The 24,617-nt window shown below is 64.8% G+C and carries 24 protein-coding genes; 19 read left to right on the top strand and 5 right to left on the bottom strand.

Features of this window, described 5'->3' with window-relative positions; all coding sequences use genetic code 11:
* The 10 genes from ACESL8_RS09580 to ppdK all read left to right on the top strand — a co-directional run.
* A partial coding sequence (locus ACESL8_RS09580; protein ID WP_372918208.1) for a TraB/GumN family protein occupies positions 1-766 on the top strand: 766 nt, incomplete at its 5' end.
* A complete protein-coding gene (locus tag ACESL8_RS09585; protein WP_372918210.1) occupies positions 763-1,146 on the top strand; it encodes a hypothetical protein in 384 nt (127 codons plus the stop codon). The genes ACESL8_RS09580 and ACESL8_RS09585, both read left to right, overlap by 4 nt.
* A gap of 132 nt (positions 1,147-1,278) precedes the next feature.
* Positions 1,279-1,884 (top strand): 50S ribosomal protein L25/general stress protein Ctc, encoded by a 606-nt coding sequence (locus ACESL8_RS09590; protein WP_372918212.1) that lies wholly within the window; start codon positions 1,279-1,281, stop codon positions 1,882-1,884.
* Between the two features lie 102 nt (positions 1,885-1,986).
* On the top strand, positions 1,987-2,559 hold the full coding sequence (pth, locus tag ACESL8_RS09595) for an aminoacyl-tRNA hydrolase (protein ID WP_372918214.1): 573 nt from the start codon (positions 1,987-1,989) through the stop codon (positions 2,557-2,559).
* 55 nt (positions 2,560-2,614) lie between these two features.
* Positions 2,615-3,715, top strand: coding sequence for a redox-regulated ATPase YchF (gene ychF, locus ACESL8_RS09600; protein ID WP_372918216.1), 1,101 nt, complete (start codon positions 2,615-2,617; stop codon positions 3,713-3,715).
* A 37-nt stretch (positions 3,716-3,752) separates the two neighbouring features.
* A complete protein-coding gene (locus ACESL8_RS09605) occupies positions 3,753-4,925 on the top strand; it encodes a molybdopterin-dependent oxidoreductase (protein ID WP_372918218.1) in 1,173 nt (390 codons plus the stop codon).
* Positions 4,925-5,221 carry a cytochrome c gene (locus tag ACESL8_RS09610; RefSeq protein WP_372918220.1) on the top strand — a complete coding sequence of 99 codons (297 nt, stop codon included), beginning with the start codon at positions 4,925-4,927 and terminating at the stop codon, positions 5,219-5,221. Before ACESL8_RS09605 ends, ACESL8_RS09610 begins: the two co-directional genes overlap by 1 nt.
* A gap of 32 nt (positions 5,222-5,253) precedes the next feature.
* On the top strand, positions 5,254-6,111 hold the full coding sequence (locus tag ACESL8_RS09615) for a glycine--tRNA ligase subunit alpha (RefSeq protein WP_372918222.1): 858 nt from the start codon (positions 5,254-5,256) through the stop codon (positions 6,109-6,111).
* Complete coding sequence (gene glyS, locus ACESL8_RS09620) at positions 6,108-8,384, top strand: glycine--tRNA ligase subunit beta (protein WP_372918224.1); 2,277 nt, start codon at positions 6,108-6,110, stop codon at positions 8,382-8,384. The genes ACESL8_RS09615 and glyS overlap by 4 nt, the downstream gene beginning before the upstream one ends.
* 70 nt (positions 8,385-8,454) lie before the next feature.
* The gene (gene ppdK / locus ACESL8_RS09625; RefSeq protein ID WP_372918226.1) at positions 8,455-11,115 is read left to right on the top strand and encodes a pyruvate, phosphate dikinase; all 2,661 of its coding nucleotides are present in this window, start codon (positions 8,455-8,457) and stop codon (positions 11,113-11,115) included.
* An 86-nt stretch (positions 11,116-11,201) separates the two neighbouring features.
* Here the strand turns inward: ppdK and ACESL8_RS09630 are convergent, their stop codons facing one another.
* Positions 11,202-11,492: a hypothetical protein gene (locus tag ACESL8_RS09630; protein WP_372918228.1), complete on the bottom strand. Its 291-nt coding sequence runs from the start codon at positions 11,490-11,492 to the stop codon at positions 11,202-11,204.
* Between the two features lie 66 nt (positions 11,493-11,558).
* Between ACESL8_RS09630 and ACESL8_RS09635 the strand changes: the two genes are divergently transcribed.
* The 3 genes from ACESL8_RS09635 to ACESL8_RS09645 all read left to right on the top strand — a co-directional run bounded on the left by ACESL8_RS09635 (position 11,559) and on the right by ACESL8_RS09645 (position 17,204).
* Complete coding sequence (locus ACESL8_RS09635) at positions 11,559-12,545, top strand: alpha/beta hydrolase (RefSeq protein WP_372918230.1); 987 nt, start codon at positions 11,559-11,561, stop codon at positions 12,543-12,545.
* Positions 12,542-13,669, top strand: coding sequence for an NAD(P)/FAD-dependent oxidoreductase (locus ACESL8_RS09640; RefSeq protein WP_372918232.1), 1,128 nt, complete (start codon positions 12,542-12,544; stop codon positions 13,667-13,669). The genes ACESL8_RS09635 and ACESL8_RS09640 overlap by 4 nt, the downstream gene beginning before the upstream one ends.
* Before the next feature lie 115 nt (positions 13,670-13,784).
* Positions 13,785-17,204 carry an autotransporter domain-containing protein gene (locus ACESL8_RS09645; protein ID WP_372918234.1) on the top strand — a complete coding sequence of 1,140 codons (3,420 nt, stop codon included), beginning with the start codon at positions 13,785-13,787 and terminating at the stop codon, positions 17,202-17,204.
* Positions 17,205-17,342: 138 nt separating this feature from the next.
* Here ACESL8_RS09645 and tgt read toward each other — a convergent pair whose 3' ends face one another.
* On the bottom strand, positions 17,343-18,482 hold the full coding sequence (gene tgt / locus ACESL8_RS09650) for a tRNA guanosine(34) transglycosylase Tgt (RefSeq protein ID WP_372918236.1): 1,140 nt from the start codon (positions 18,480-18,482) through the stop codon (positions 17,343-17,345).
* A gap of 86 nt (positions 18,483-18,568) precedes the next feature.
* On the opposite strand from tgt, the gene ACESL8_RS09655 reads away from it, so the two are divergent.
* The 6 genes from ACESL8_RS09655 to proC all read left to right on the top strand — a co-directional run bounded on the left by ACESL8_RS09655 (position 18,569) and on the right by proC (position 22,063).
* Positions 18,569-18,940: a hypothetical protein gene (locus tag ACESL8_RS09655; RefSeq protein ID WP_372918238.1), complete on the top strand. Its 372-nt coding sequence runs from the start codon at positions 18,569-18,571 to the stop codon at positions 18,938-18,940.
* An 8-nt stretch (positions 18,941-18,948) separates the two neighbouring features.
* Positions 18,949-19,692 (top strand): TlyA family RNA methyltransferase, encoded by a 744-nt coding sequence (locus ACESL8_RS09660; RefSeq protein WP_372918240.1) that lies wholly within the window; start codon positions 18,949-18,951, stop codon positions 19,690-19,692.
* A gap of 138 nt (positions 19,693-19,830) precedes the next feature.
* Positions 19,831-20,322 carry a TspO/MBR family protein gene (locus tag ACESL8_RS09665; protein ID WP_372918242.1) on the top strand — a complete coding sequence of 164 codons (492 nt, stop codon included), beginning with the start codon at positions 19,831-19,833 and terminating at the stop codon, positions 20,320-20,322.
* A gap of 3 nt (positions 20,323-20,325) precedes the next feature.
* Positions 20,326-20,640 (top strand): accessory factor UbiK family protein, encoded by a 315-nt coding sequence (locus ACESL8_RS09670; RefSeq protein WP_372918244.1) that lies wholly within the window; start codon positions 20,326-20,328, stop codon positions 20,638-20,640.
* A gap of 85 nt (positions 20,641-20,725) precedes the next feature.
* On the top strand, positions 20,726-21,241 hold the full coding sequence (locus ACESL8_RS09675; RefSeq protein ID WP_372918246.1) for a YbjN domain-containing protein: 516 nt from the start codon (positions 20,726-20,728) through the stop codon (positions 21,239-21,241).
* 33 nt (positions 21,242-21,274) lie between these two features.
* Entirely contained in the window at positions 21,275-22,063 is a 789-nt protein-coding gene (gene proC / locus ACESL8_RS09680; RefSeq protein WP_372918248.1) for a pyrroline-5-carboxylate reductase, read from the top strand.
* 191 nt (positions 22,064-22,254) lie between these two features.
* Here proC and ACESL8_RS09685 read toward each other — a convergent pair whose 3' ends face one another.
* The 3 genes from ACESL8_RS09685 to ACESL8_RS09695 all read right to left on the bottom strand — a co-directional run.
* On the bottom strand, positions 22,255-23,820 hold the full coding sequence (locus ACESL8_RS09685; RefSeq protein ID WP_372918250.1) for an AMP-binding protein: 1,566 nt from the start codon (positions 23,818-23,820) through the stop codon (positions 22,255-22,257).
* Positions 23,821-23,899: 79 nt separating this feature from the next.
* Complete coding sequence (locus tag ACESL8_RS09690) at positions 23,900-24,112, bottom strand: DUF4170 domain-containing protein (RefSeq protein ID WP_372918252.1); 213 nt, start codon at positions 24,110-24,112, stop codon at positions 23,900-23,902.
* 25 nt (positions 24,113-24,137) lie between these two features.
* A partial coding sequence (locus ACESL8_RS09695; protein WP_372918254.1) for a gamma carbonic anhydrase family protein occupies positions 24,138-24,617 on the bottom strand: 480 nt, incomplete at its 5' end.

The following is a 24,617-nucleotide window of genomic DNA, read 5'->3' on the forward strand; positions in this document are numbered from 1 at the left end:
GCGCCAGATCACGCTGTATGGCACCATCCACGCGCTGCCAAAGGGGCAGGACTGGTTCACCCCGCAGGCCGCCCGGGCCTTGCGCCGCGCCGGCACGCTGGTGGTGGAAATCGTGCCCGCAGGTGATCCGGCGGCGATGCGCGCCGTTGTCACGGAATTGGGGATGCTCAGGACACCGGCTGCGCTGGCCAGCCGGTTGCCGGCCGAACTCAAGCCGCAGGCCGATGCGCTGCTGAAACAGGCCGGGCTGCCGCCGGGCGCGCTCGATGCCATGGAAACCTGGCTGGCCGCGCTCACGCTGGTGCAGATCGAGGTGGCGCGCGCCGGGCTCGATCCGGCGGCGGGGGTGGATGTCATGCTGATTGCCCATGCCCGCGGCGCCGGCAAGCCGCTGGTCGGCCTAGAAACCGCGCGCGGGCAACTGGCGCTGTTTGATGAACTGCCCGAAGCCGATCAGCGGTTGCTGCTGGCTTCGGCGATCAGCGATGCCGGCAAGACGGCGGAGCAGATGCGGGGGCTGGTTGCGGCGTGGGCGGCCGGCGATGTGGACCGCATCCTGAAGGATTTCGACGATGCCAGCCTGTCACCGGAGCTGGAGCGCCGGCTGTTTCGCGACCGCAACGCGGCTTGGGCCGATTGGGTGCAGGCGGCGCTGAAACAGCCGGGCCGGCGCTTCATGGCGGTGGGCGCGGCCCACATGGCCGGGCCGCACAGCCTGATCGCCCTGCTGAAGGCGCGCGGGATCAAGGTGCGGCGGGTGCAATGAGGTGGGGGCTGGCTCCACTTGCCGTCGCCGCGGCGCTGGCGGCCTGTTCCGGCCCGGATGAGCCGGCCAGCCGTGCCGTGGTGGACCGTTTTCACGCCGCGCTGAACGCCGGGGACTGGGCCGCCATCGATGGCCTGCTCAGCCCGTCCACCCGCGATCTGCGCCCTGGCGGCGCGACGGCACGGGCGTTCCGCGCCATCACCTTGCGCCGCGGGCGGTACGTTGGCGGCGAACTTTTCGGCATCAGCCGCGATGATGGCCGCACCACCATCGCGTGGTCGGCCCGCTATGAACGCGGACCAGCTATGGAATTGTTTGTGCTGGTCGAAGCGGGCGGGCAACTGAAGATCGACAGTTATACCGACAACGCCGCATCCTGAACCCGCCGTGCCTGACGCGGTACTTGCCTTTTTCCCCGGCATCCCCTAACGCGCCCCTTCGCGGAGCCGTTGCCCATTTTCGCATCCCTGGAGGCGGGGCGGCACCGCGATTGACACTATCAGGAGCAAGCAATGAGCGAAACTTTCAAGCTCGTGGCTGAACTTCGCGCCAAGGCAGGCAAGGGAGCCTCCCGCGCGATCCGCCGCGAAGGCCGAGTCCCGGCCGTGATCTATGGTGCGGGCGAAGCCGCAACGACCATCCACATCGAGGAAAAAATCCTCATGCGCCAGTTGCACACTGGCCATTTCATGAATGCCATCGTCGAGCTGGAGCTTGATGGCGCCGTCGTCCGCACTTTGCCGCGCGATGTCGCCTTTCACCCGGTTTCGGATCGCCCGATCCATGTCGATTTCCTGCGCCTTACCGGCAATGAAATCGTCACCGTGACCGTGCCGGTGCATTTTGTTGATCAGGAACTTTCGGCCATCAAGACCGGCGCGATGCTCAACATCGTTGCGCACGAATTGAAGCTGGATTGCGCTCCCGATGCCATCCCGGATGAGGTGACCATCAGCCTGGCCGGCCTGCAGGTTGGCGCTGCGATCCACCTTTCCGACGTGAAGCTGCCGGACGGTGTGAAGCCGCATGGCCGCGAAACCGGCCTGACCATCGCCACCATCGTCGCCCCCAAGGCAATGATCAGCGAAGATGGCGAAGCCGCGACCGAAGCTGCGTAAGCACTTTGGCATCAGCCGCGAATTGCAGTGGGGCAGGGGAGCAATCTCTTGCCCCGTTTGCCTGTTTGGCACACACTGCCGGTTGGAATTTCAGGGGCGCCGATGCAGATACTGGTCGGCCTTGGCAATCCGGGCGCGCAATACGCGCTGCACCGGCACAATGTCGGCTTCATGGCCATCGATGCCATTGCAGCACGCTGGACCATCGGCCCGTTCAAACCGCGCTTTCAGGGCATGGCCGCCGAAGGCCGCATCGGCAGCGACAAGGTGCTGCTGCTGAAGCCCGCCACCTTCATGAATGAAAGCGGGCGCAGCGTTGCCGAGGCGGGGCGTTTCTACAAGCTTGATCCGGCCGACGTGCTCAGCGTGTTTTACGACGAGCTTGATCTTGCCCCGTTCAAGCTGAAGACCAAACAGGGCGGCGGCGCGGCTGGCCACAACGGCATCCGGTCCATCGACGCGCACCTTGGCCCCGATTGGCGGCGCGTGCGCATCGGCATCGGCCATCCGGGCCACAAGGACCGGGTGACCGGGCATGTGCTGGGGAATTTCGCCAAGGTAGAAATGGACCCACTGGCCGATATTCTGGGCGTGCTGGCCGCTGAACTGCCCACGCTGCTGGCGGGCGACGAAGCGCGTTATCTGTCCGACATCGCGCTGCGGTTGCAGCCCTGACCTTCGCGCACTAGAGAGCGCGCATCTCCTTTTTCCCATCCGGAACCATCATCCCATGCCCATCCGCGTCGGTATCGTCGGCCTGCCCAATGTCGGCAAATCCACCCTGTTCAACGCGCTCACGCAGACAGCGGCGGCGCAGGCGGCCAATTATCCGTTTTGCACGATCGAGCCCAATGTCGGCAATGTCGCCGTGCCCGACCCGCGCATCGGCACGCTGGCTGCCATCGCCAAAAGCCAGAAGATCATCGAAACGCAGCTGGGTTTCACCGATATCGCCGGGCTCGTGAAGGGCGCATCGAAGGGGGAGGGCCTGGGCAACCAGTTTCTCGCCAACATCCGCGAAACCGATGCCATCGCCCACGTGCTGCGCTGCTTCATCGATGACGACGTTACCCATGTTGCCGGCAAGGTCGATCCGGTGGAAGACGCCGAAACGGTCGAGACCGAGCTGATGCTGGCCGACCTCGAAAGCCTGGAAAAGCGCGTGCCGCAGCTGATCAAGAAAGCCGCGCAGGGCGACAAGGATGCCAAGGTGCAGGCCGCTGTGCTGGGCCAGGCGCTGGAACTGCTCCAGGCCGGCAAGCCCGCCCGCCTCACGCAGCCCAAGGACGAGGACGAAGCCCGCGCCCTGAAAAACGCGCAGCTGCTCACCACCAAGCCGGTGCTGTATGTGTGCAACGTCGAAGAAGCCAGCGCCGCCACCGGCAATGCGCTGAGCGAAGCGGTGGCGAAGATGGCTGCCGGCATCGGTGCCAAGGCCGTGGTGGTTTCCGCCGCCATCGAAGCCGAGATCGCCACGATGGAGCCAGCCGACCGGCAGGAATATCTGGAAAGCCTGGGCCTGGCCGAAACCGGCCTCACCCGCGTCGTGCGGGCGGCATACGAATTGCTTGGCCTCATTACCTTCTTCACCGTTGGCCCCAAGGAAGCCCGCGCCTGGACCGTGAAATTGGGTTCACGCGCGCCGCAGGCTGCCGGCGAAATCCACGGTGATTTTGAAAAGAAGTTCATCCGCGCCGAAACCATTTCGTATGACGACTATGTCACGCTGGGCGGCGAAAATGCCGCCAAGGACGCGGGCCGGCTCCGGGCGGAGGGCAAGGAATATGTGGTTGCGGATGGCGATGTGATGCATATCCTTCACGGGGCCTAACTGGCGTCAAACCCAGTAGCGGGCTACACCTCCCCCCATGTTCACCCGCCGCGCCCTTATCGCCTCCGCGCTCGCCGCGCCCGCTGCGGCGCGGGTGGATCTGGGGTTTGCCGACAACGCCCTGCGCCCGACCACCCGCGCGTTTCCGCAAAAGGGCGAAATGATCCTGCAACGCAGCAATCCGCCGTTGCTGGAAACGCCGATTTCGGTGTTTGATGCGCATGATTTCACGCCCAACGATCGTTTTTTCGTGCGCTGGCATTATCCGTTCCCGGTCAGCATTGATCCTGCCCGCCACCGGCTGCGTATCGGCGGCCATGTCGGCAAACCGCTGAGCCTGTCGCTGGCCGATCTGGCGCGGCTGCCGCGGGTGTCGCTGGCGGCGGTGAACCAGTGCGCCGGCAATGGCCGCGGCTTGTTCAATCCCCGCATGGTCGGCGCGCAGTGGGGCAATGGTGCGATGGGCAATGCGCTGTGGGAAGGCGTGCGGCTGAAAGACGTGCTGGCGCTGGCCGGCGTGAAGGGCGGCGCGGCGGCGGTGCGCTTTGGCGGGCTGGATGCGCCGGTGAACGACGGTGCGCCGGATTACGAAAAATCGCTGCCGATCGATCACGCGTTGAGCGATGACGTGCTGATCGCCTGGGGCATGAACGGGCAGGCGCTGCCGCTGCTCAACGGCTTCCCGCTGCGGCTGGTGGTGCCGGGATGGTATTCGACTTATTGGGTGAAGATGCTCGACAGCATCACGGTGCTCGACAAGCCGGATGCGGGTTTCTGGATGGCAAAGGCTTATCTGCAGCCCGCCAATGCACTGGCCGATATCGCGCCGGGTGCTCCGGCTGGCCCGCGCGTGCCGGTCAGCATCATGCGCCCGCGCGCCATCATCACCAACATGGTCGATGGCGCCAAGCTGCCACCGCGCACCTTCACTCCGGTGCAAGGCGTCGCGCTGGGCGGCGATCAGGGGGTGAAAATGGTGGAGCTTTCGGCTGACGGTGGCCGCAATTGGGTGCCGGTGCAGCTTGGCCCCGATCATGGCCGCTATGCGTTTCGCCGTTTCCGGGGGGCGCTGGCGCTGGCGCCGGGCCGGCACGTGGTGCTGGCGCGGGCGACAAACGCCGCCGGGGTGAGCCAGCCGCCGGGTCAGAACTGGAACCCGTCGGGGTATAACCGCGCCGGCGTCGATCCGGTGCGTGTGGAGATTGGCTGATGCGCCTTGTTGTTGCCCTTGGCGCGTTGGCGCTTGTTGCCGCCGCGCCGCCCTCCAAACGGCTGTCGGTTGTGCTGCCCGATGCCGAAGGCCTGCTGCCGGAACGCTACGGCGTGTCGGCAGATGCCGCCAACGGCAATTGCCTGGCCTGCCATTCGGCCGCGATGATCACGGCGCAGCCGCGCCTGACCCGGGAGCAGTGGGGCGAAACCATCGCCAAGATGCGCACTGTCTATGCCGCGCCGATCGATCCGGCAGACGACAAGGCCATCCTCGATTGGCTGCTCGCTGATTGACCTGCCAAGCCCGCGCCCGCTATGGCCCACACGTGACCAAGCCACTTTCCTTCCAGTCGATGATCCTCACGCTCCAGCATTATTGGGGCGGCCACGGCTGCGTGATCCTGCAGCCTCATGATCTGGAAGTGGGGGCGGGCACTTTCCACCCCGCCACCACGCTGCGCAGCCTTGGGCCTGGCCATTGGAAGGCGTGTTATGTGCAGCCCAGCCGGCGACCTTCGGATGGGCGCTATGGCGAAAACCCCAACCGGTTGCAGCATTATTACCAGTTTCAGGTCATCCTCAAACCCAGCCCGGCCGACCTCATCGGGCTTTATCTGGGCAGCCTTGATGCCATCGGCATCGACCGCGCCAAACACGACGTGCGGTTTGTGGAGGATGATTGGGAAAGCCCGACGCTGGGCGCGTGGGGGCTGGGCTGGGAAGTGTGGTGCGACGGCATGGAAGTGAGCCAGTTCACCTATTTCCAGCAGGTTGCCGGCCATGAATGCGCGCCGGTTGCGGGCGAGCTCACCTACGGCCTCGAACGCCTGGCCATGTATATCCAGGGCGTCGAGAGCATTTACGATCTGGCCTACAATGACGATGGCGTGACCTATGGTGATGTGTTCCTCAAGAACGAACAGCAGTTCAGCGCCTATAATTTCGAGGCGGCGAACACCGAGAAGCTGTTCCAGCATTTCAAGGATGTGGCCGACGAATGCCGGGCGCTGGTGGGTCGTGGGCTGCCGTTGCCGGCGTATGACCAGGCGATCAAGGCCAGCCATTTGTTCAATTTGCTCAACGCGCGCGGCGTGATTTCGGTGGCGGAACGCCAGGCCTATATCGGCCGCGTGCGCGATCTGGTGAAGGCTGTGGCGGATTGCTGGGTGGAGCAGGGCAAATGAAGTTTGTCCTTGAACTTCAGTCCGAAGAAATCCCGGCGCGCATGCAGGCTGCGGCCGCGACCCAACTGCAAACCCGGTTCACTGACGCGCTGAAGGCTGCCGGGCTGGCGCACGGGGCGGTGACGGCGGACGCCACGCCGCGCCGGCTGTGGCTGATTGCCGACGATGTCGCCGCTGCCAGCGCCGGCAGCGCCGAGGAGCTGAAAGGCCCGCGCGCCGATGCTCCGGCACAGGCGATTGACGGTTTTCTGAAAAAGACCGGGCTGACCCGCGATCAGCTCGAAGAGCGTGATACCGGCAAGGGCGCCGTTCTGTTTGCCATGCTGCGCCGCGAAGGCCGCACGGCGGCTGCAATCCTCGCCGAGATGATCCCGCAGATCGTCCGCGAATTTGCCTGGCCCAAATCGATGCGCTGGGGCGCTGCCAGCCATAGCGCCGCCGCGCCGCGCTGGGTGCGGCCGCTCACCGGCATCGTCGCGCTGCTCGATGGCGACGTGGTGGCGTGTGAAGCGCACGGCCTGACATCGGGCCGTGACACGAGCGGGCACCGCGTTCATGCGCCGGGCGTGCTGAGCATCACCAGCGCCGCGACCTATTTGGACCAATTGCGCGCGGCGCACGTGCTGGCTTCCTCGGCGGAGCGCCGCCAGATCATTGCAGCGCGCGCCGCCGAACTGGCCGCCGAAGCCGGGCTGACGCTCATTCCCGATGCTGGCCTGGTGGCTGAAAACGCCGGCCTCACCGAATGGCCGGTGCCGCTGCTGGGGCGGTTCGATCCGGATTTCCTGTCGGTTCCGCGTGAGGTGATCGTGCTCACCATGCGCACCAACCAGAAATATTTCGCGCTGTCGGATGCGGCCGGCGCGCTGGCCCCTGCCTTCGTCTGCGTCGCCAATCTGGAGGCGACCGACGGAGGGGCTGCCATCACCCACGGCAACCAGCGCGTGCTCTCCGCCCGCCTGTCCGACGCGCGGTTTTTCTGGGAACAGGACGTGGCTGCGGTGAATAATTCGCCAGAAGGCTTAGGCGTGTTCCTGCCCAAGCTGAATGATATCGTGTTCCACGAAAAGCTCGGCACACTGGCCGAAAAGGTCGAGCGCGTAGCCGCACTTGCCCGGTGGCTGTGCGAAAGTGGCGCGGTGCCGGCCGATCCGGCGCAGGCCGAACAGGCGGCGCGACTGGCCAAGGCCGATCTCGTCTCCGCCACGGTGGGTGAGTTCCCGGAAGTGCAAGGCCAGATCGGCCGCTATCTGGCGCTGGCCATCGGCATCGACCCCGCAATCGCCGATGCATTGCGCGACCATTACAAGCCAGTGGGGCAGGGCGATGATGTGCCTACCGCGCCGGTGAGTGTGGCGGTGGCGCTGGCTGACAAGCTGGACACCATTGGCTGCTTTTTTGCCATTCGCGAAAAGCCAACTGGCTCGCGTGATCCCTACGCGATACGCCGCGCAACACTAGGTGCGATCGAAGTTATATCGGCAAGTTGTCTACAAATGAACTTGCGTCAACCAATCGGAATAATTCGTGCAGATCTTCTTCAACAACTTTCTGCGCAGTTACGTAAGTTTGGTAGCGTCGCAACTCAAAGCGGAAAGCCGCTTGGAATTGACGAATTGCAGACAGTTCGTTTAGGCGAAGATGCATTGAAAATTATAATTACAACGCAAAGCGGCGATTTAGTTGAAATTACTCCAGACAAATTAGTTGCAGAAGCAATCGGCAAGATTGACCAAACCCTGAACGAATTTACACCGGATGCCTCTGACGTGATGGAGTTTTTTGCCGACCGCCTCAAAGTCCAGCAGCGCGAAGCCGGTGTGCGCCATGACCTCATCGACGCTGTGTTCGCTTTGGGTGAAGAGGATGATCTCGTCCGCCTGCTGGCCCGCGTTAAGGCGTTGCAAGCGTTTGTGGAGACCGAGGACGGCGCCAACCTGCTCGCCGGGTACAAGCGCGCCGCCAATATCCTGAAAGCGGCGGAGAAGGACGGCATCGGCGATCCGGCCACCAGTGAAGGCGAGGGGGCTGAAGCCCTGCTTGCGTCCGCGTTGGCGACCGCGCTGCCTACCGCCAAACAAGCCGTGGCAGACGAGCGCTTCACCGATGCCATGGCAGCGCTCGCTTCCTTGCGGAGCCCGGTCGATGCGTTCTTCACCGATGTGATGGTCAACGATCCCGATCCCGGCATTCGGGCGCGGCGATTGGCCTTGTTGGCGCGGTTCCGTGGTGCAGTGCACGGCGTGGCGGATTTTTCGAAGATCGAGGGTTAGGCATATTCTCCCCCTTGCGGGAAGCGGGCGGGGCTGTGCCTGACAGTGGGTATTTTGGAGTGTGGGCGCAATGAAATCAGTTTTCCGGTTTGGTGGCGGCACGGCCGAAGGCGATGCCCGCCAAAAGGAATTGCTGGGCGGCAAGGGTGCCAACCTGGCCGAAATGGCCGGTATCGGCCTGCCGGTGCCGCCGGGGCTGACCATTTCGACGCCGGTGTGCGCGGCGTTTTATGATGCTGGCGGCCGGCTGCCGGACAGCGTGCAGGCCGAAGTGCTTGATGCGCTGAAATTCGTCGAAGGCGTTACGGGCAAGATTTTCGGTGATGCGGCTGATCCGCTGCTCGTTTCCGTCCGCTCCGGCGCGCGGGTGTCGATGCCGGGGATGATGGACACGGTGCTCAACCTTGGGCTGAATGATGCGACCGTGGCCGGCCTTGCCGCTGCGTCGGGCAATCCGCGGTTTGCGTGGGATTCGTATCGCCGGTTCATTCAGATGTACGGCGATGTGGTGCTGGGGCTGGACCATTATGCCTTTGAAGACGCATTGGAAATCGCCAAGGAAGACAAGGGCGTAACGCAAGATACCGGGCTGGATGCCGATGATCTGAAAAAGCTTGTTGCGCGCTATATGGCTATCGTCGAGGCGGCGCTGGGGCGTCCGTTCCCGCAGGACCCGCACGAACAATTGTGGGGTGCGATTGGTGCGGTGTTCGGTTCGTGGCGCAGCGACAGGGCGCGCACTTACCGCCGGCTGAACGATATTCCCGAAAACTGGGGCACGGCGGTGAACGTGCAGGCGATGGTGTTCGGCAATCTGGGCGACACCTCGGCCACGGGCGTGGCGTTCACCCGCGATCCCAGCACCGGGGAAAAGGCCTGGTACGGCGAATATCTGATCAATGCCCAGGGTGAAGACGTGGTGGCCGGCATTCGCACACCGCAATATCTGACGCGGGCCGCGCGGGTGAAGGCCGGTGCCAAGGCGGCTTCGATGGAAGAGGCCATGCCAGTGGTTTTTGCCGAACTGGGCCGCACCTTCGATCTGCTCGAGGGCCATTACCGCGACATGCAGGACATCGAATTCACGGTGCAGGACAACCGCCTGTGGATGCTGCAAACGCGCAGCGGCAAGCGCACAGCCAAGGCGGCGCTGAAGATCGCGGTGGACATGGTGGACGAAGGCCTGATCACCGAATCCGAAGCCGTGCTGCGGGTGGATGCCGCCGCGATGGACCAGTTGCTGCACCCCACGCTTGATCCCAAGGCCCCGCGCGACGTGATTGCGCGCGGCCTGCCGGCCAGCCCCGGTGCCGCCAGCGGTGCCGTGGTGTTCGACAGCGACAGCGCCGAAGTGAAAGCGCGGGCCGGCGAAGCGGTGATTCTGGTGCGCACCGAAACCAGCCCTGAAGACATTCACGGCATGCACGCCGCGCGCGGCATCCTGACGGCGCGCGGCGGCATGACCAGCCATGCCGCCGTGGTGGCGCGCGGCATGGGCCGCCCGTGCGTTTCCGGCGCCGGCGGCATCAGCATCGACCTGGTGGCCCGGGCGATGAGCACCGGCGGCCGCGTCATCAAGGAAGGCGACCGCATCACCATCGACGGCGCCACCGGCGACGTCATGCTGGGCGATGTGCCGACCGTGGACCCCGACCTGTCGGGCGATTTCGGCATATTGATGGTGTGGGCGGACAAGCACCGCCGGCTGAAGGTGCGCACAAACGCCGAAACGCCGGCCGATTGCCGCGTGGCCCGCCAGTTTGGTGCCGAAGGCATCGGCCTGTGCCGCACCGAACACATGTTTTTCGAACCCAGCCGCATCACGGCGGTGCGCCGCATGATTTTGGCCGAGGATACCGCCGGGCGCGCGGCGGCGCTGGCCGAACTGCTGCCCGAACAGCGGGCCGATTTTGCCGAAATCTTCCGGGTGATGGCTGGCCTGCCGGTGACGATCCGTTTGCTCGATCCGCCGCTGCACGAATTTTTGCCGCATGATGATGCCGGCTTTGCCGATGTTGCGGCCGCCACGGGCCTGCCGGAAACGCTGGTGCGCAGGCGCATCAACGAGTTGCATGAATTTAACCCGATGCTGGGCCACCGCGGCTGCCGGCTGGGCATCACCTACCCTGAAATCTATGCCATGCAGGCCCGCGCCATTTTCGAAGCCGCCGTGATGGTGGTGCAGGAAACCGGCGAGGCCGTGGTGCCCGAAGTGATGGTGCCGCTGGTGGCAGCGCCGCGCGAACTGGAGCTGACCAAGGCCGCCATCGACGCCGAGGCAGCAGCGGTGTTTGCCGAAACCGGCACCACGCTGGATTACCTGGTTGGCACCATGATCGAATTGCCGCGCGCCGCCCTGCGCGCTGCGGAAATCGCCGCCCACGCGCAGTTTTTCAGCTTTGGCACCAACGATCTGACGCAGACGACGCTGGGCATCAGCCGCGATGATTCAGCCCGCTTCATGGGGCCGTATGTGGAAATGGGCATCTATCCCAAGGACCCTTTTGTTTCGATTGATGAAGAGGGCGTGGGCGAACTGGTGGCGCTGGCGGCCGAACGCGGCCGTGCCGCCAAGCCCGGTCTCAAGCTGGGCATTTGCGGTGAACACGGCGGCGATCCGGCCTCCATCCTGTTTTGCGAGCGGCTGGGGCTGGATTATGTGAGCTGTTCACCCTACCGCGTGCCCATCGCGCGGCTGGCAGCGGCGCAGGCGGCGTTGAAGCGGGGCTGATCAGCGTTTCCACAGCCACCAGCCGGTTGCCAGGCCCACGCCAAAGCCGACCAGCACCCAAGCCCAGATTTCGCCAAACAGCCAGATCATCGCGGGCTCCAGATTGCATCGGCGATGCCGGGGTGGCGTTTCAGATCGGCGATCACGGCGGCGCGGGCGGCAGGGCTGGCGGTGCCTGACAGGCGGGCGACGCGGGAAACAAGGCGGGATGGCTGGCGGAAGCTGACGCTGCCATCCACCACGCCGTGCGCGCGCATGGCGCTGGCTGCCGCGCCGCCGAGTTCGGCCATCACCGCCTGGCCGTGAAGCAGCGCCGCGCCGCGCGCCAGCACGATGGTGGCGGCCAGGCCGGCGAGCAATTTCAGGGCAGGGTGCATCGCCTGCCACGCTACGCCGCTGTCCAAGGTGCTGGCAAGCGGCCCGAAACTTCATTATCGGAGTGGATGATGGATCATGTGCCCCAGATCGACCCGTGGATGCGCCGGCGCAGCTTGCCGGCAGGCGGCGAACGGCTGTTCCTGCCGCTGCGTGATGGCTGGCCGGTGCGGCTGGAACATTGGGCGCGGCGTGATCCGCAGCGCGATTCAGCCGGGGGCCATGTGCTGATGGTGACGGGCCGCGGCGATTTCGCCGAGAAATATGCCGAAACGCTGCACGATCTGGTGGATGCCGGCTGGGGCGTGACGGTTTTCGATTGGCGCGGGCAGGGACTGTCGCGCCGCGTGGGCAAAACGCCGATGCACGGTGCATCACCAACTGGGGCTGGGCCGGGGTTTGATGTGTGGCTGGATGATCTGGCCGAACTGGTGAACTGGAGCGTGGCGCGCACTGGCGGCCCCGTGCTGGCAGCGGCGCATTCGATGGGCGGGCACCTCGTGCTGCGCCATCTTGCGGCCGGGCGCGGCGGCATTTTGCGGGCGGCAGTGCTGGCGCCGATGCTGGGGCTGGCGGCCGGGCCGCTGGGTCCGGGCCTTGCGCGACGGCTGGCGGCACGGCTGGTCAAATGGCACCGGGGCGGCGATTATGTGCTGGGCGGCGGCCCGTATGAACCCGGCGTGCCCGGCAGCGAGCGCCAGAAACTGCTGACCAGCGATACCGAGCGGTATATCGATGAAAGCTGGTGGGTCGGCCAATTGCCCGCGTTGGCGTTGGGCAGCGTTACGTGGGGCTGGCTGCATGATGCCTTTGCCAGCATCGACACGCTGGCCGCGCGCGGCGTGCCCGAAGCGATTGCGGTGCCGGTGCTGGCGCTGATCCCCGAACGTGACGGCCTGGTGGACAGCAAGGCCACGCGCCGCCTGATCGCGCGCATCCCCGACGGCGAAACGATTGCCTATCCCGGCGCCGGCCACGAATTGCTGCGTGAGTCCGAACCCTTGCGCAGCGAGGTGCTGGCCCGCATGCTGGCGTTCTTTGGTGAACCATCATGACCACCGATTTCGACATTGCCATCATCGGCGCCGGCATTGCCGGGGCCAGCACTGCCTGGGCCTTGCTGGAAGGGGCGCCGAATTTGCGGATTGCGTTGATCGAGATGGAGGAACGCCCCGGCTATCACACCACCGGCCGATCGGCGGCGGTGTGGGTGGAAAGCTATGGCGGGCCGGGCATCGTGCCGCTGTCAAAGGCCAGCCGGGCATTTTTCGGGGCGCCGCCAGAAGGTTTTGGTACGCTGCTCGAACATCGGCCCGATCTGTTCATCGAAGGGCCGGATGATCAGGGCGGGCTTGATCGGCTGGCGGCCGAATTGGACAGCGGCGGGGTTGCCTATCATTGGCTGGATGCGGATCAGATGGCGGCGCTGCCGACAGGTGCCATGCTGCGCCCGGAATGGCGGCGGCGCGGCCTGGTGGAGCCTGATTGCCACGACATCGATGTTGCTGGCCTGCACCAGGGCTTCCTGCGGGGTTGCGGCGATGCAAGGCCCACGCTGATCTGCAATGCCGAAGTGACGGCGCTTGACCGGCAGGGCGGGCGCTGGCGCATCGCGACCAAGGCCGGGGATTTCACCGCTGCCACTCTTGTCAACGCTGCCGGGGCGTGGGCCGATGGGCTGGCGGCGCTGGCCGGTGCACGCCCACGCGGGCTGATGCCGCTGCGCCGCACGATGGCGGTGTTGCGCATCGATCCGCCGCCGCCGGCCGACATGATGGTGGTGATGGATGCCGCCGAGCAATTTTATTTCAAGCCCGATGGCAGCCGGCTGTGGCTGTCGCCGCACGACGAGATACCGGATGTGCCGCACGACGTCCGCCCGGACGAGATGGATCTTGCCATCGTCATCGACCGGTTCGAGCAGGCAACCACAGTGCAGGTGAAGCGACTTGAATCGAGCTGGGCCGGCCTGCGCACCTTTGCGCCCGATCGGCTGCCGATCTTCGGCTTTGATAGCGCGGCCGATGGCCTGTTCTGGTGTGCGGGGCAGGGCGGTTTCGGCATTCAGACGGCGCCGGCCGCCGGGCGCATGTGCGCGGCGCTGCTGTTGGGCAACAGCCCGGCGCTCGACCCCGCGCCTTATGCCGCCAGCCGGACCGGTATCCTTGGCCAAGTGTAACCTATTTTAGTCGAAAATTTACAATTATTACCGCCGTTCCGGATGTACATCTGGCCCATAACGGTCGCACGCCCGCGGTCAACGAACCGCATCATCGTTCCAATTGGGGGAACATATGAACAAGCGATTTTTCGCGTCGGCCGCCATGGCCGCACTGGCGATGGGCCTGGCGCTGCCGGCATCCGCCAACACCCTGTATTTTCAAATGAATCCGAACATCGATACTGGTGGATCGCGGTCCGTATTCGTGTTCGGTCAGGCTGGCGCCACCGGCAGCATCACCAACGGCGTTGGATTTTCCAACAATTTCACCCTGGGCGCCTCCGGCTTTGCGGTCATCGATCTGCCGCTGTCGAACGAGTTGGGCAACGCCACGGTGGAGAACAAGGGTTTCAAGATCATCTCTGAATCGGCGCTCAGCGGCTACTATCTTAACCGCCGCACCGCCTCGACTGACATGACCTATCTGATCGACGGCGATCGTCTGGGCACCGACCATTTCACCGCTGGCTACCAGAATATCCGCAACGATCAGATTTCGGTACAGGCCGCCGCCGACAACACGGTGGTGACCTTCCGTCCGATTGGCAGCGCGGAGTTCCAAGTCACGCTCAACGCCGGCCAGACCTACATGTTCACTGACAGTCGTGAACTCACCGGCAGCCGCGTGCTGTCTGACAAGCCGATTGCGGTGTTTTCGGGCAACGCCTGCACCAATATCCCCACCGGCGTTTCCGCGTGCGATCATATCGTCGAACAGGTGCCCAGCGTCGACAAACTCAGTTCGACTTATCTGCTGGCGCAAACTCCGCGCACTGGCACGCAGGGCAACGTGTATCGCGCCGTCGCCACGCAGGATGCCACCGAAGTGCGCGCCAATGGTGCTCTGGTCGCCACGCTGAACGCTGGCCAGTTCTTTGAGGGCCGCGTGGCGGGCGGTGTTGAACTGATCGCCACCAAGCCGATCCTGCTGGCGCAGTATCTGATTGGCCAGGGCCAGGCGGGAGCCAACACCGATCCTGCCATGGTGATCGTGCCCGGTTCCGATCAATGGCTGAAATCCTATGTGTTTGCCTCGCCCTCGGGTACGCAGGATTTTCCAACCGATTTTGTGTCGATCGTGATCCGAACGACCGATCTGGGCACTTTGCGACTTGATGGCACGGCACCTGATACCGCCGGGTTCTCGGTTCTGGGCAGCACCCTTTTCAGCTTTGGCAATATCGATGTGTCGCTGAAACTGGGCGCATTCAGCATTATCGCAGACAACCCGTTTCAACTGTTGCTGTCGGGCTTCGACAATTTCGACAGTTATTTCACCTATGGCGGCGCGGCTTTCTCGCCCGGCGCCTCGCCGCCCCCGCCCCCGCCCCCGCCCCCGCCGCCGCCGGTGACCGGCGTGCGCGCTTATTGGGATGGCGCCGGGGCGGCCAACAACAGCATCGTCGAAGGCGGCGCCGGCACCTGGACCACGGCCACCACCAATTTCACCAACGAAGCCGGCATTGAAAACGGGGTGAACAACCCGCAACCGTCCACCGTCATCTTTGGCGGCACCGGCGGTGTGGTAACCGTGTCCAATGCCGATGGCCCGGTTGCGGTCACCGGCATGACCTTCAACGTGAACGGTTACAGCATCGTTGGCGATCCGATCACGCTGACGGGCAGTGCAGCCGAATTCACCGTCAATGGCGGAGAAAACACCGCCACCATCGGCGCCAGGCTGACTGGCGCTGCGGCGCTGGCCAAACTGGGCGCAGGCACGCTGGTGCTGACCAACGCCGCCAATGATTATGCCGGCGACACCGTCATTTCGGCGGGCACACTGCGCGGCGTGATCGGTGCTTTCGGCTCCGGCGGCATCACCAACAACGCCGGCCTGATCCTCGATGTGGCCACGGCGCAAACCCTGGGCAATCTGCTTTCGGGCACCGGCACCACCACCAAAACCGGTGCGGGGGTTCTCACCATCGCCGGGGCCAATCCGGCTACCGGCCAATTCCTGGTCAATGGCGGCGGCCTGAATGTTACCGGTACGCTGGGCAGCCAGGCGCTGCTCAACGCCGGAACGCTGTCGGGCACGGGCACCATTGGCGGCTTTGTGGCGGCCACTGGCACCACCGTTGCACCCGGCATGGGTGTCGGAACGCTTGCCAGTACGGGAGGCGGCGTGTTCCAGACCGGTTCCCTTTATGCCGTGGATGTAACCAGCACCGGCACATCCGATCGCATTGCCATCACCGGCTCGGCCAATATCGCGGCTGGCACCGTGCTGCGCGTTACCAAAACCGATGCGCCGCGCTATGTGCTGGACACACTTTACACCGTGCTCACCACGACCAGCGGCGAAGGCGGCGGCCGTACCGGCAGCTTTGCCGCGCTCACCGGCGATACCCGCGTGTCGCGCTTCATTGATATGGCGCAGGAACTGGATGCCAACAACATCTACCTTGGCGTGCGGCAGACCAGCAGCTTTGCCAGCGCAGCGGGCACCCGTAACCAGCGGGCAGCGGCAGGCGGGGCCGACAGTGCCGGCAACGGCGCGCTGTATACGGCCATTGCCTATCTCGACAACGATGCGCAGGCGCAGGCGGCGTTCGACCAGATCTCCGGCGAAATCCATGCCAGCGCCCGCGGGCAGACCGTGCAGGACACCCGCTTTGTTCGCGAAGCGGTGAGCGCGCATCTGCAATCGCCGGACGACAGCCGGCGCGGCCTGTGGATGAGCGCCTATGGCAGCTGGGGCCGCACCAGTGGTGACGGCAACGCCGCCAAGGTGCAGCGCGATATCGGTGGTTTCTTCTTGGGCTATGACGTGCTGCGCGGCGACAATTGGGCTGTCGGCGCGCTGGCCGGTTATGGCAGCGCCACCATCGACGTTGCCGGGCGCGGCAGCCGGGCCACCACCGATGATCTCCATGTTGGTGCCTATGCCGGGATGCAGACGGGCAATCTGATCGCCAGTGCCAGTCTGGTGCACATGTGGCGCAACATGGACACGCGCCGCACTGTCAGCATCCCCGGCTTCACCGACACGCTGACGGCTGTCTATCAGGCCAATGTCACCCAGTTGTTCGGGGAAGTGGCCTATCGCTGGGGCTTCGGCCAGGCGGCGTTCGAGCCTTTTGCTCAGGCGGCCTATGTCGATGTATCGACAGATGGCATCCGGGAAGTGGGCGGCGCGGCACGGCTGACGTCGACGGGACGGATCAGCGAGGACTTCTTCGTGAGCACGCTTGGCGCCCGTCTGAAATACGGCCTGCCTTTGGGCAACGGCAATTTCGGGTTGACCGCCGAGGCTGGGTACCGGCGCATCAGCGGCGGCAGCTTCAAGACGCCGATCGACTTCAACCTGCTCGCCGGCCCGGCCATGCGCGTCGCCGGCGTGCCGTTCGAACGTGACGTCGCGGCCCTTGGGCTGATTGCGTCGGGCCAGATTGGCACGAACGTGCAGATCGACTTTGGCTACCGCGGCCAGCTCGGCAAGGCCCTCAAGGATCACGGTGTCCGCGGCGGCGTGGTTGTGCAGTTCTGATAAAGCGAGGGCCGGGCGGCGTATCAGCCCGGCCATTCGCTTTTCCGATGTGGGCGTTCGTTCGCGGGCGCACCCCAATCCACATCGGCTCGCCCCGGCCTTGACAGGTCGGGGCGCAGCCGTTTGTGCGGGCTTTGGTCAGCGGCTTCTGGCGTTGTAGCGCGCGAGGAAAGCGGCAGCGAAACCGCCAAGCTGCTGATTGGCAATGGCGGCGCGCAGATTGGCCATCAATTGCTGATAAAAGCCGATGTTGTGCTGGGTCAGCAGCATCGCTCCCAGCATCTCGCCGGCCTTGATCAGGTGATGGAGATAGGCGCGGCTGGCGGCTTCCGGCCCATGGCACACCGGGCAGCGGCAATCCGCATCCAGCGGGCGCAAATCTTCGCCGTGCACGGCGTTGCGCAGATTGAGCGGGCCATCGTGCGTAAACGCTTGGCCGTTGCGGCCCGAGCGGGTGGGCAGCACGCAATCGAACATGTCCACCCCGCGCACCACTGCGCCCACGATGTCATCGGGCTTGCCGACGCCCATCAGATAGCGCGGGGCGTCTTGCGGCAACTGATCTGTGGCATAATCCAGCACGCCGAACATCGCTGGCTGGCCTTCGCCCACCGCCAGCCCGCCGATGGCATAACCATCAAAACCAATGGCGCGCAGCGCGGCGGCGGATTCGGCGCGCAGCCGTTCATCGAGCCCGCCCTGCTGGATGCCGAACAACGCCGCGCCCGCCGCATGATCACCGCCGGCATCGAACGCCGCGCGGCTGCGCGCAGCCCAGCGCATCGAACGGTCCATGGCGTCTTTCACCACGTCGCGGGGCGCGGGCAGGGCGACGAGTTCATCGAACGCCATCACGATATCGCTGCCCAGCAAGCGCTGGATTTCCATCGATCGTTCCGGGCTCATGAGGTGCCGGCTGCCATCCAGATGGCTGGCAAAGGTGACGCCGTCTTCGCTGCGCTTGGTCAGGCTGGACAGGCTCATCACCTGATAGCCGCCGCTGTCGGTGAGGATCGGGCGATCCCAGCCCATGAACGCGTGCAGGCCGCCGAGGCGGGCAATACGCTCGGCGGTGGGGCGCAGCATCAGGTGATAGGTGTTGCCCAGAATGATATCGGCGCCGGCGGCACGCACTTCGGACGCACGCAGCGCCTTCACTGTGGCGGCGGTGCCCACCGGCATGAACGCCGGCGTGCGGATTTCGCCGCGGCGCATGGTGATGCTGCCGGTACGTGCCTTGCCGTCGCGGGCGCGGATATTGAACGCAAAACGAACCATTGGCCGCGCATAGCGTCTGCGGCAGGCTTCGTCTAACAAGGATCGGGCTGACATGCTTGCGGATGCGGCCCGAGGGGAGGCGAATCATGCTGAAAACAATCGCAATCGGCGCCGGCATCGCGCTGGCCGGATTCGGCGCTGGCCTGGCCTATGCGCAGGCGGCCGCGACGACGGGGCGGACGCCGCAATTCGCCAACGCAGAGGTGAAGGTGTGGCGCAGCGTGATTGCGGCTGGCAATCCATTGCCGCTGCACCGCCACGATCATCCGCGCGTGCTCATCGCGCTGAAGGGCGGCACCATGAACATATTGGAAGAAACCGGTCAGGCAAATATCCAGAAATGGGAAACCGGCAAGGCGTATTGGTTGCCGGCCAATCCCAAGACGTTGCATCAGGATGTGAATGTGGGCGGTGAGCCCATCGAGGTGATGGTGGTCGAGCTGCAAACGGCGTGGTGAGTTTAGGGGTGAAGCCGGCCAAAACCCGCGCCGATCAATTGCTGGTGGAGCGCGGGCTGGCCGAAAGCCGCACGCGCGCGCAGGCGCTGGTGATGGCGGGGCTGGTGTTTTCGGGGGACCGCAAGATCGCCAAATCCGGCGAAACACTGGCGGCCGATGCGCCGCTGGAGGTGAAGGGCCGCGATCACCCGTGGGTGTCGCGCGGCGGCATCAAGCTGGATCATGGCCTGACGCATTTCGGCTGGGATGTGGCGGGCGCCGTTGCCATCGATGTCGGCAGTTCCACCGGCGGCTTTACCGATGTGCTGCTGAGCCGCGGCGCGCCAAGGGTTTACGCGGTCGACAGCGGCACCAACCAGTTGGCGTGGAAATTGCGGCAGGATGCGCGCGTCGTGGTGCTGGAACAATTGTCGGCCCGGCTGCTGACGGCGGCGCATATTCCGGAGCCGATTGATCTGATCGTGTGTGATGCCAGTTTCATCAGCCTGATGAAGGTGCTGCCCGTGCCGATGGGATTTGCCAGGCCCGGCGCGCGGCTGCTGGCGTTGATCAAGCCGCAATTCGAAGCCGGGCGGGCGGATGTGGGCAAAGGCGGCGTGGTGCGGGACGAGGCGGTGCGCGAACGCGTGTGCCGCGAGGTGGCGGCCTGGCTGGACGGGCAGGGCTGGCGTGTGGAGGGCCTCACCACCAGCCCGATCACCGGGCCGGAAGGCAATGTGGAATTTCTGATCGGAGCGCAGCGCAGCGGTTAGCGCGGTTTCGCCTGCGCTGCGTCATTCACCACCATGCCGTGAATGTAGCGCGCGGCTGGGCAACAGGCTACTAAGGCAGGCATGTCTGATGCCGAGTCCCTTGAATCACCGCAAACGTGGTTTTCCGCGGGCAGCTTCGTGCGCGCGGGGCTTGTGGCGGTGCCGGCAATCCTGCTGATGGGCGGGCTTGCGGCGCGCATCTCTGGATCGACTGAAACCAACGCCTGGTACCAAACGCTCACGCTGCCGGTGTTCCAGCCGCCGGGGCCATTGTTCGGCATCGCCTGGGCCATGCTGTATACGCTGATCGGCGTTGCCTTTGCCATGGTGTGGGGCACCAAACAGGCGCAGGTCAAGCGGCTGGCAATCGCGCTGTTTGCCGTCGGCTTTGCCATCAATCTCACCTGGTCGCCGGTATTTTTCCGCCTGCACATGATTTCGGCAGCGCTGGCGATCATCGCTGTGATGCTGGTGGTGGCCACCGCGACCACGTGGAGTTTCTGGCGCGTCAACCGGGTGGCGGGCTGGCTGATGCTGCCTTATCTGGCGTGGCTGTGCTTTGCCGGCGCGTTAAATATTTCCATCATGATGCTCAATCCCATGGCCGATGCCATGCAACTGGGAATTTGAACCATGCAGAACGACAACAAATTGTTTGAAGACCTGTCGAAGGTCGCCACCGCCGCCATGGGTACGCTGGCCGGCGCCAGCCGCGAATTTTCCGGGTTGGCGCGCGAACGCATGAAGGATTTCGTCGGTGCCGGCGATATCACCCGCGACGAATTCGACGCCGTGAAAGCGATGGCCGCCACCGCCCGTGCCGAGGTGGAGGCACTGAAAGCCGAGATCGCCGCGCTCAAGGCGGAGCTGGCCGCAGAGACAGCCGCGGAGTCGGCCGCAGAGACAGCCGCGGAGAACATTCGCAAATCTGGTGGGGCACAAGCCTGATATCCACAAGATTTTGCGCGGGATGCCCTTGCCGAATCGGCAGGGGTTGCACAGCTTGGGCCGTGGCCGGTAAGGGAGAGGCACGATGAGCTTTTCCGAAATTGATTATGCTGCGGGCGAACCCGCCCCGATCGATCTTCTCGAACAACTGTTCGATGCCAACGGCTGGGCATCCGAACGGGTGGGCGATGAGGAAATCATCACCACGGTTAAAGGCGGCTGGTGCACCTACCAGCTGCGCGCGCTCTGGCGCGGCGAAGACCGGGTGTTGCAGATCATCGCCCAAGCCGATCTGTCCGCGGGCGATAACTGCCGGCCGGCGGTGTACGAAGCCATTGGCCTGGTCAACGAACAATTGTGGATGGGCCATTTCGAGCTGTGGTCGGCCGATGGCATGATCTTGTTCCGCCATGCCACGTTGCTCGCCGATGATGATGCCGAAGACGGCGGCGACCTGTCGCCGGCGCAGGCCGAGATCCTTACCGATGCTGCGGTTGAGGAATTCGAGCGCTATTATCCGGTGTTCCAATTGGTGCTGGCTGGGCAAAGCCCGACCGAAGCAATGGCGGCGGCGCTGATCGAAACGGCCGGCGAAGCGTGATTCGGGCCTGATTCAGGCCTTCTGGGGGCAAAAATGACGGGCGACGTACAGATCGGGGCGCCGATCTGGTTGATCGGCTGCGGCAACATGGGCGGAGCGCTGCTGCGGCGCTGGCTGGCCGAAGGGCTGGGGCCAGTGACAGTGATTGATCCGGCTGCGCGCGCGTTGCCGCCGGGCGTGGAAGCGCTGGCGCGTCCGCCGGCGGGCGGCAAGCCTGACGTCGTCGTGCTGGCGGTAAAGCCGCAGGCCTGGCAACAGGCGGTGCTGCCGCTGGCGGGCCGGCTGGGCCCGCTGACACTGGTGATTTCGGTGATGGCCGGCGTTTCCACCGCCGATCTGGCGCGGCTGTTCCCCGGCGCCGGCATAGTGCGTGCCATGCCCAACACGCCGGCAGCCGTAGGGCAGGGCGCCACCGCGCTGTTCACCCGCGACGGCGATATCGTGCAGGGCGCCGCCGAAGCATTGTTCCAGCCCGTAGGCCAGACGATCTGGCTATCCGATGAAGCCCAGTTCGATGCCGTTACGGCCGTTTCCGGATCTGGCCCGGCCTATGTGTTTCACTTCATCGAGGCGCTGGCGGCAGCCGGTGAAGCGGCGGGCCTTGAGCCAGCAATGGCGATGCGCCTTGCCCGCCAGACGCTGATCGGCGCGGCCGCACTGGCCGCGCAGGATGGTGCCGCCCCGCCTGCCAGCCTGCGCGAACGCGTTACCTCGCCGGGCGGCACCACGGCGGCGGGCCTTTCGGTGCTGATGCCCGGCCTGACGCCGCTGCTGACCGAGGTGGTTGCAGCCGCCGCCGCCCGGTCGCGAGAACTGGGCTGATCGCGTGATGCAGGTTGCCGGCGCATGCGCCGTGATCACCGCCGCAGCCTGCTGAAAAAGACCGCGAATTCAGTCATCCTCACCGGGGAGGCGAATGGCGTCGCAACGCTGAGCAAAAGCCATGCTGTCGGGTAGGTGCTTCGTCATGCTCGGCATCAGCGGATGAGGTGCGACGGTTTCAGGCTGCGTTGCTACCCCGTCACCATCGCCTTGGCCGCCGCATAATCCGCCTTGCCATTCGGCGCGCGCGGTACCTTGGCCACGATGTGCACGGTCTTGGGTGTCTTGTAGCCGGCCAGATGCTGCCGCACGTGGGCGCGCAATTCCTCCGCGTTCACGGCCATGTGAGCTTCCACCACGGCGGTCACGCATTGGCCCCATTTTTCATCGGGCAAACCAAATACCAATGCGTCTTCGATTGCGGGGTGGGTTTTGAGCATTTCCTCCACCTCTTCGGGAAACACTTTTTCGCCGGCGGTGTTGATGCATTGGCTGCCGCGCCCAAGCAGGGTGAAGCTGCCATCAAGTTCGATGATGGCGAAATCGCCGGGGATGGAATAGCGCACGCCGTCGATTACCGGGAAGGTGGCGGCCGATTTCACCGGATCCTTCCAGTACCCGCGCGGGATTAGCCCGCCGCGCGCGATGCGGCCCATGGTGCCGGGCGGAACCGGCTTCATGTCGTCCCCGATGATCAACGTGTTGCCATCGGCCATGAATTTGGTGGCGGCGCCGGCATTGTCCTTGGTTTGCGCGGCCGCGCCCAGGCCAAGGCCTTCGGAACTGCCCAGCGAATCGACGATCATCATGGCGGGCGCATGGCCCAGCAGCCCGGCCTTCACTTCGGGTGACCACATGGTGCCGGATGATATCATCACCTCCAGCGTGGCAATGCCGCCGATGCCGGCATCCAGTGCCTTCAGGATCGGCCGGGCAAAGGCATCGCCAACGATCACCGCATAATCGCAGTCCTCGCGCTGACAGGTGAGAACGGCGTCGGCGGGATCGAAATTGGCGCCGGGCAGGGTGACGATGGTGCCGCCCCGGCACAGCACGCCCAGCCCGGTGATCAGCCCGGTGCCGTGCATCAGCGGCGGCAGCACCAACGCGCGGCGGCGGCCTTCGCCGGCCCGCACGTTGGCGGCATGCGCGGCGAGGTCTTCGGGTTGCGGCCCGGCGGTGCCGGCGTTCATCAGCGCCCACAGCGCCGATTGATCCCACATCACGCCCTTGGGCAAGCCGGTGGTGCCGCCGGTGTAGATGAACAGCATGTCGTCGGGTTGATGATCCTGCGGCGCCAGCGTGTGGCCGGCGGCGGCCTCGGTATCGAAATCCCGGGCATGACCCGGGGTGGTGCCGCCGGCCTGCAGCCACAATTTGGCTGGCAGACGGCCGCGGATGTTCGATACCAGCGGTTCGAACTCGGCATCATAAACCACGACGGCGGAATCGCTGTTTTCAAGGATGTAGAACAGCTCTTCGCCGGTATAACGGTAATTGACGTTCACATGCACCAGCCGGGCACGCAGGCAGGCAATCAACCCTTCCACATAGGCCGGGCCGTTGCGCATCAGCAGCGCGCAGCGATCGCCGGGGACGGCTCCGGCCGCCCGCATGGCAGCGGCCAGGCTGGCGGTGCGCGGGCCGATTTCGCCCCACGTGCGCCGCGTGTCGCCGTGAATCAGCGCCAGCGACGCCGGATCGGCGGCGGCAACCACCGTATCGAGAATGGCACCAAAGCTCAGCTCTTGCGGCATGTCGTCATCTCCCCGAACCCCAATCTAGGGCGAGAGGGAGTGAAGTGACAGCCTCCCTTATCGAAGGGGAGCCGTGCGATCAGGCGTCCGGTTGCAGCAGCTTGTGCAGATGAACGACGACATATTTCATCGTCGCATCATCCACCGTGCGTTGAGCGGCGGACCGCCATGCGGTTTCGGCGCTTTTGAAATCAGGGAAAATTCCCACAACGTCGAGATGATCGGGATCGGTGAATTCCACGACTTGCGGATCGGCCACGCGGCCGCCGAACACCAGATGAAGCTTGCTCATGCGCAGGACTTATCGGTTGCGGGGCTCAGGCGCCAGTGGTCGGTTGTGCATACTCGCCCTGCAACTGCTGCATGGTGGCGGCAAACCAGCTATCGAATTCCGGCCCGTCCCAGGCACGGTGGTTGCCATCACGATAGCATTCGCCGTTGCGCCTGTAGAATTCGGCGTTGATGCGGTTGGGCAGGCGATTGTTGCGGGTGGCGATCACCTTGGCCGGGCTGCCGACGATGATGCTGTTTTCCGGCGCCTCGAAGCGGTCTTTGAGATAGGCATGCTGGCCCACGATCGATCCGGCGCCGACCACCGCGCCGTTGTACACCGTGGCGTGGATGCCGATCAGGCAATGATCGCCCACGCGGCAGCCGTGCAGCGTCACATGATGGGTGACGCTGGTATAAGCGCCCACGATCACCGGTTTGCCCGGATCGGTGTGGATCATCACGAAGTCCTGGATATTGGCGCCTTCGTGGATTTCTACATGAGCAGTTTCGGCCCGGATTACCGC

It is taken from the genome of Sandarakinorhabdus sp. (assembly GCF_041689835.1).
Lineage (GTDB): Bacteria > Pseudomonadota > Alphaproteobacteria > Sphingomonadales > Sphingomonadaceae > Sandarakinorhabdus.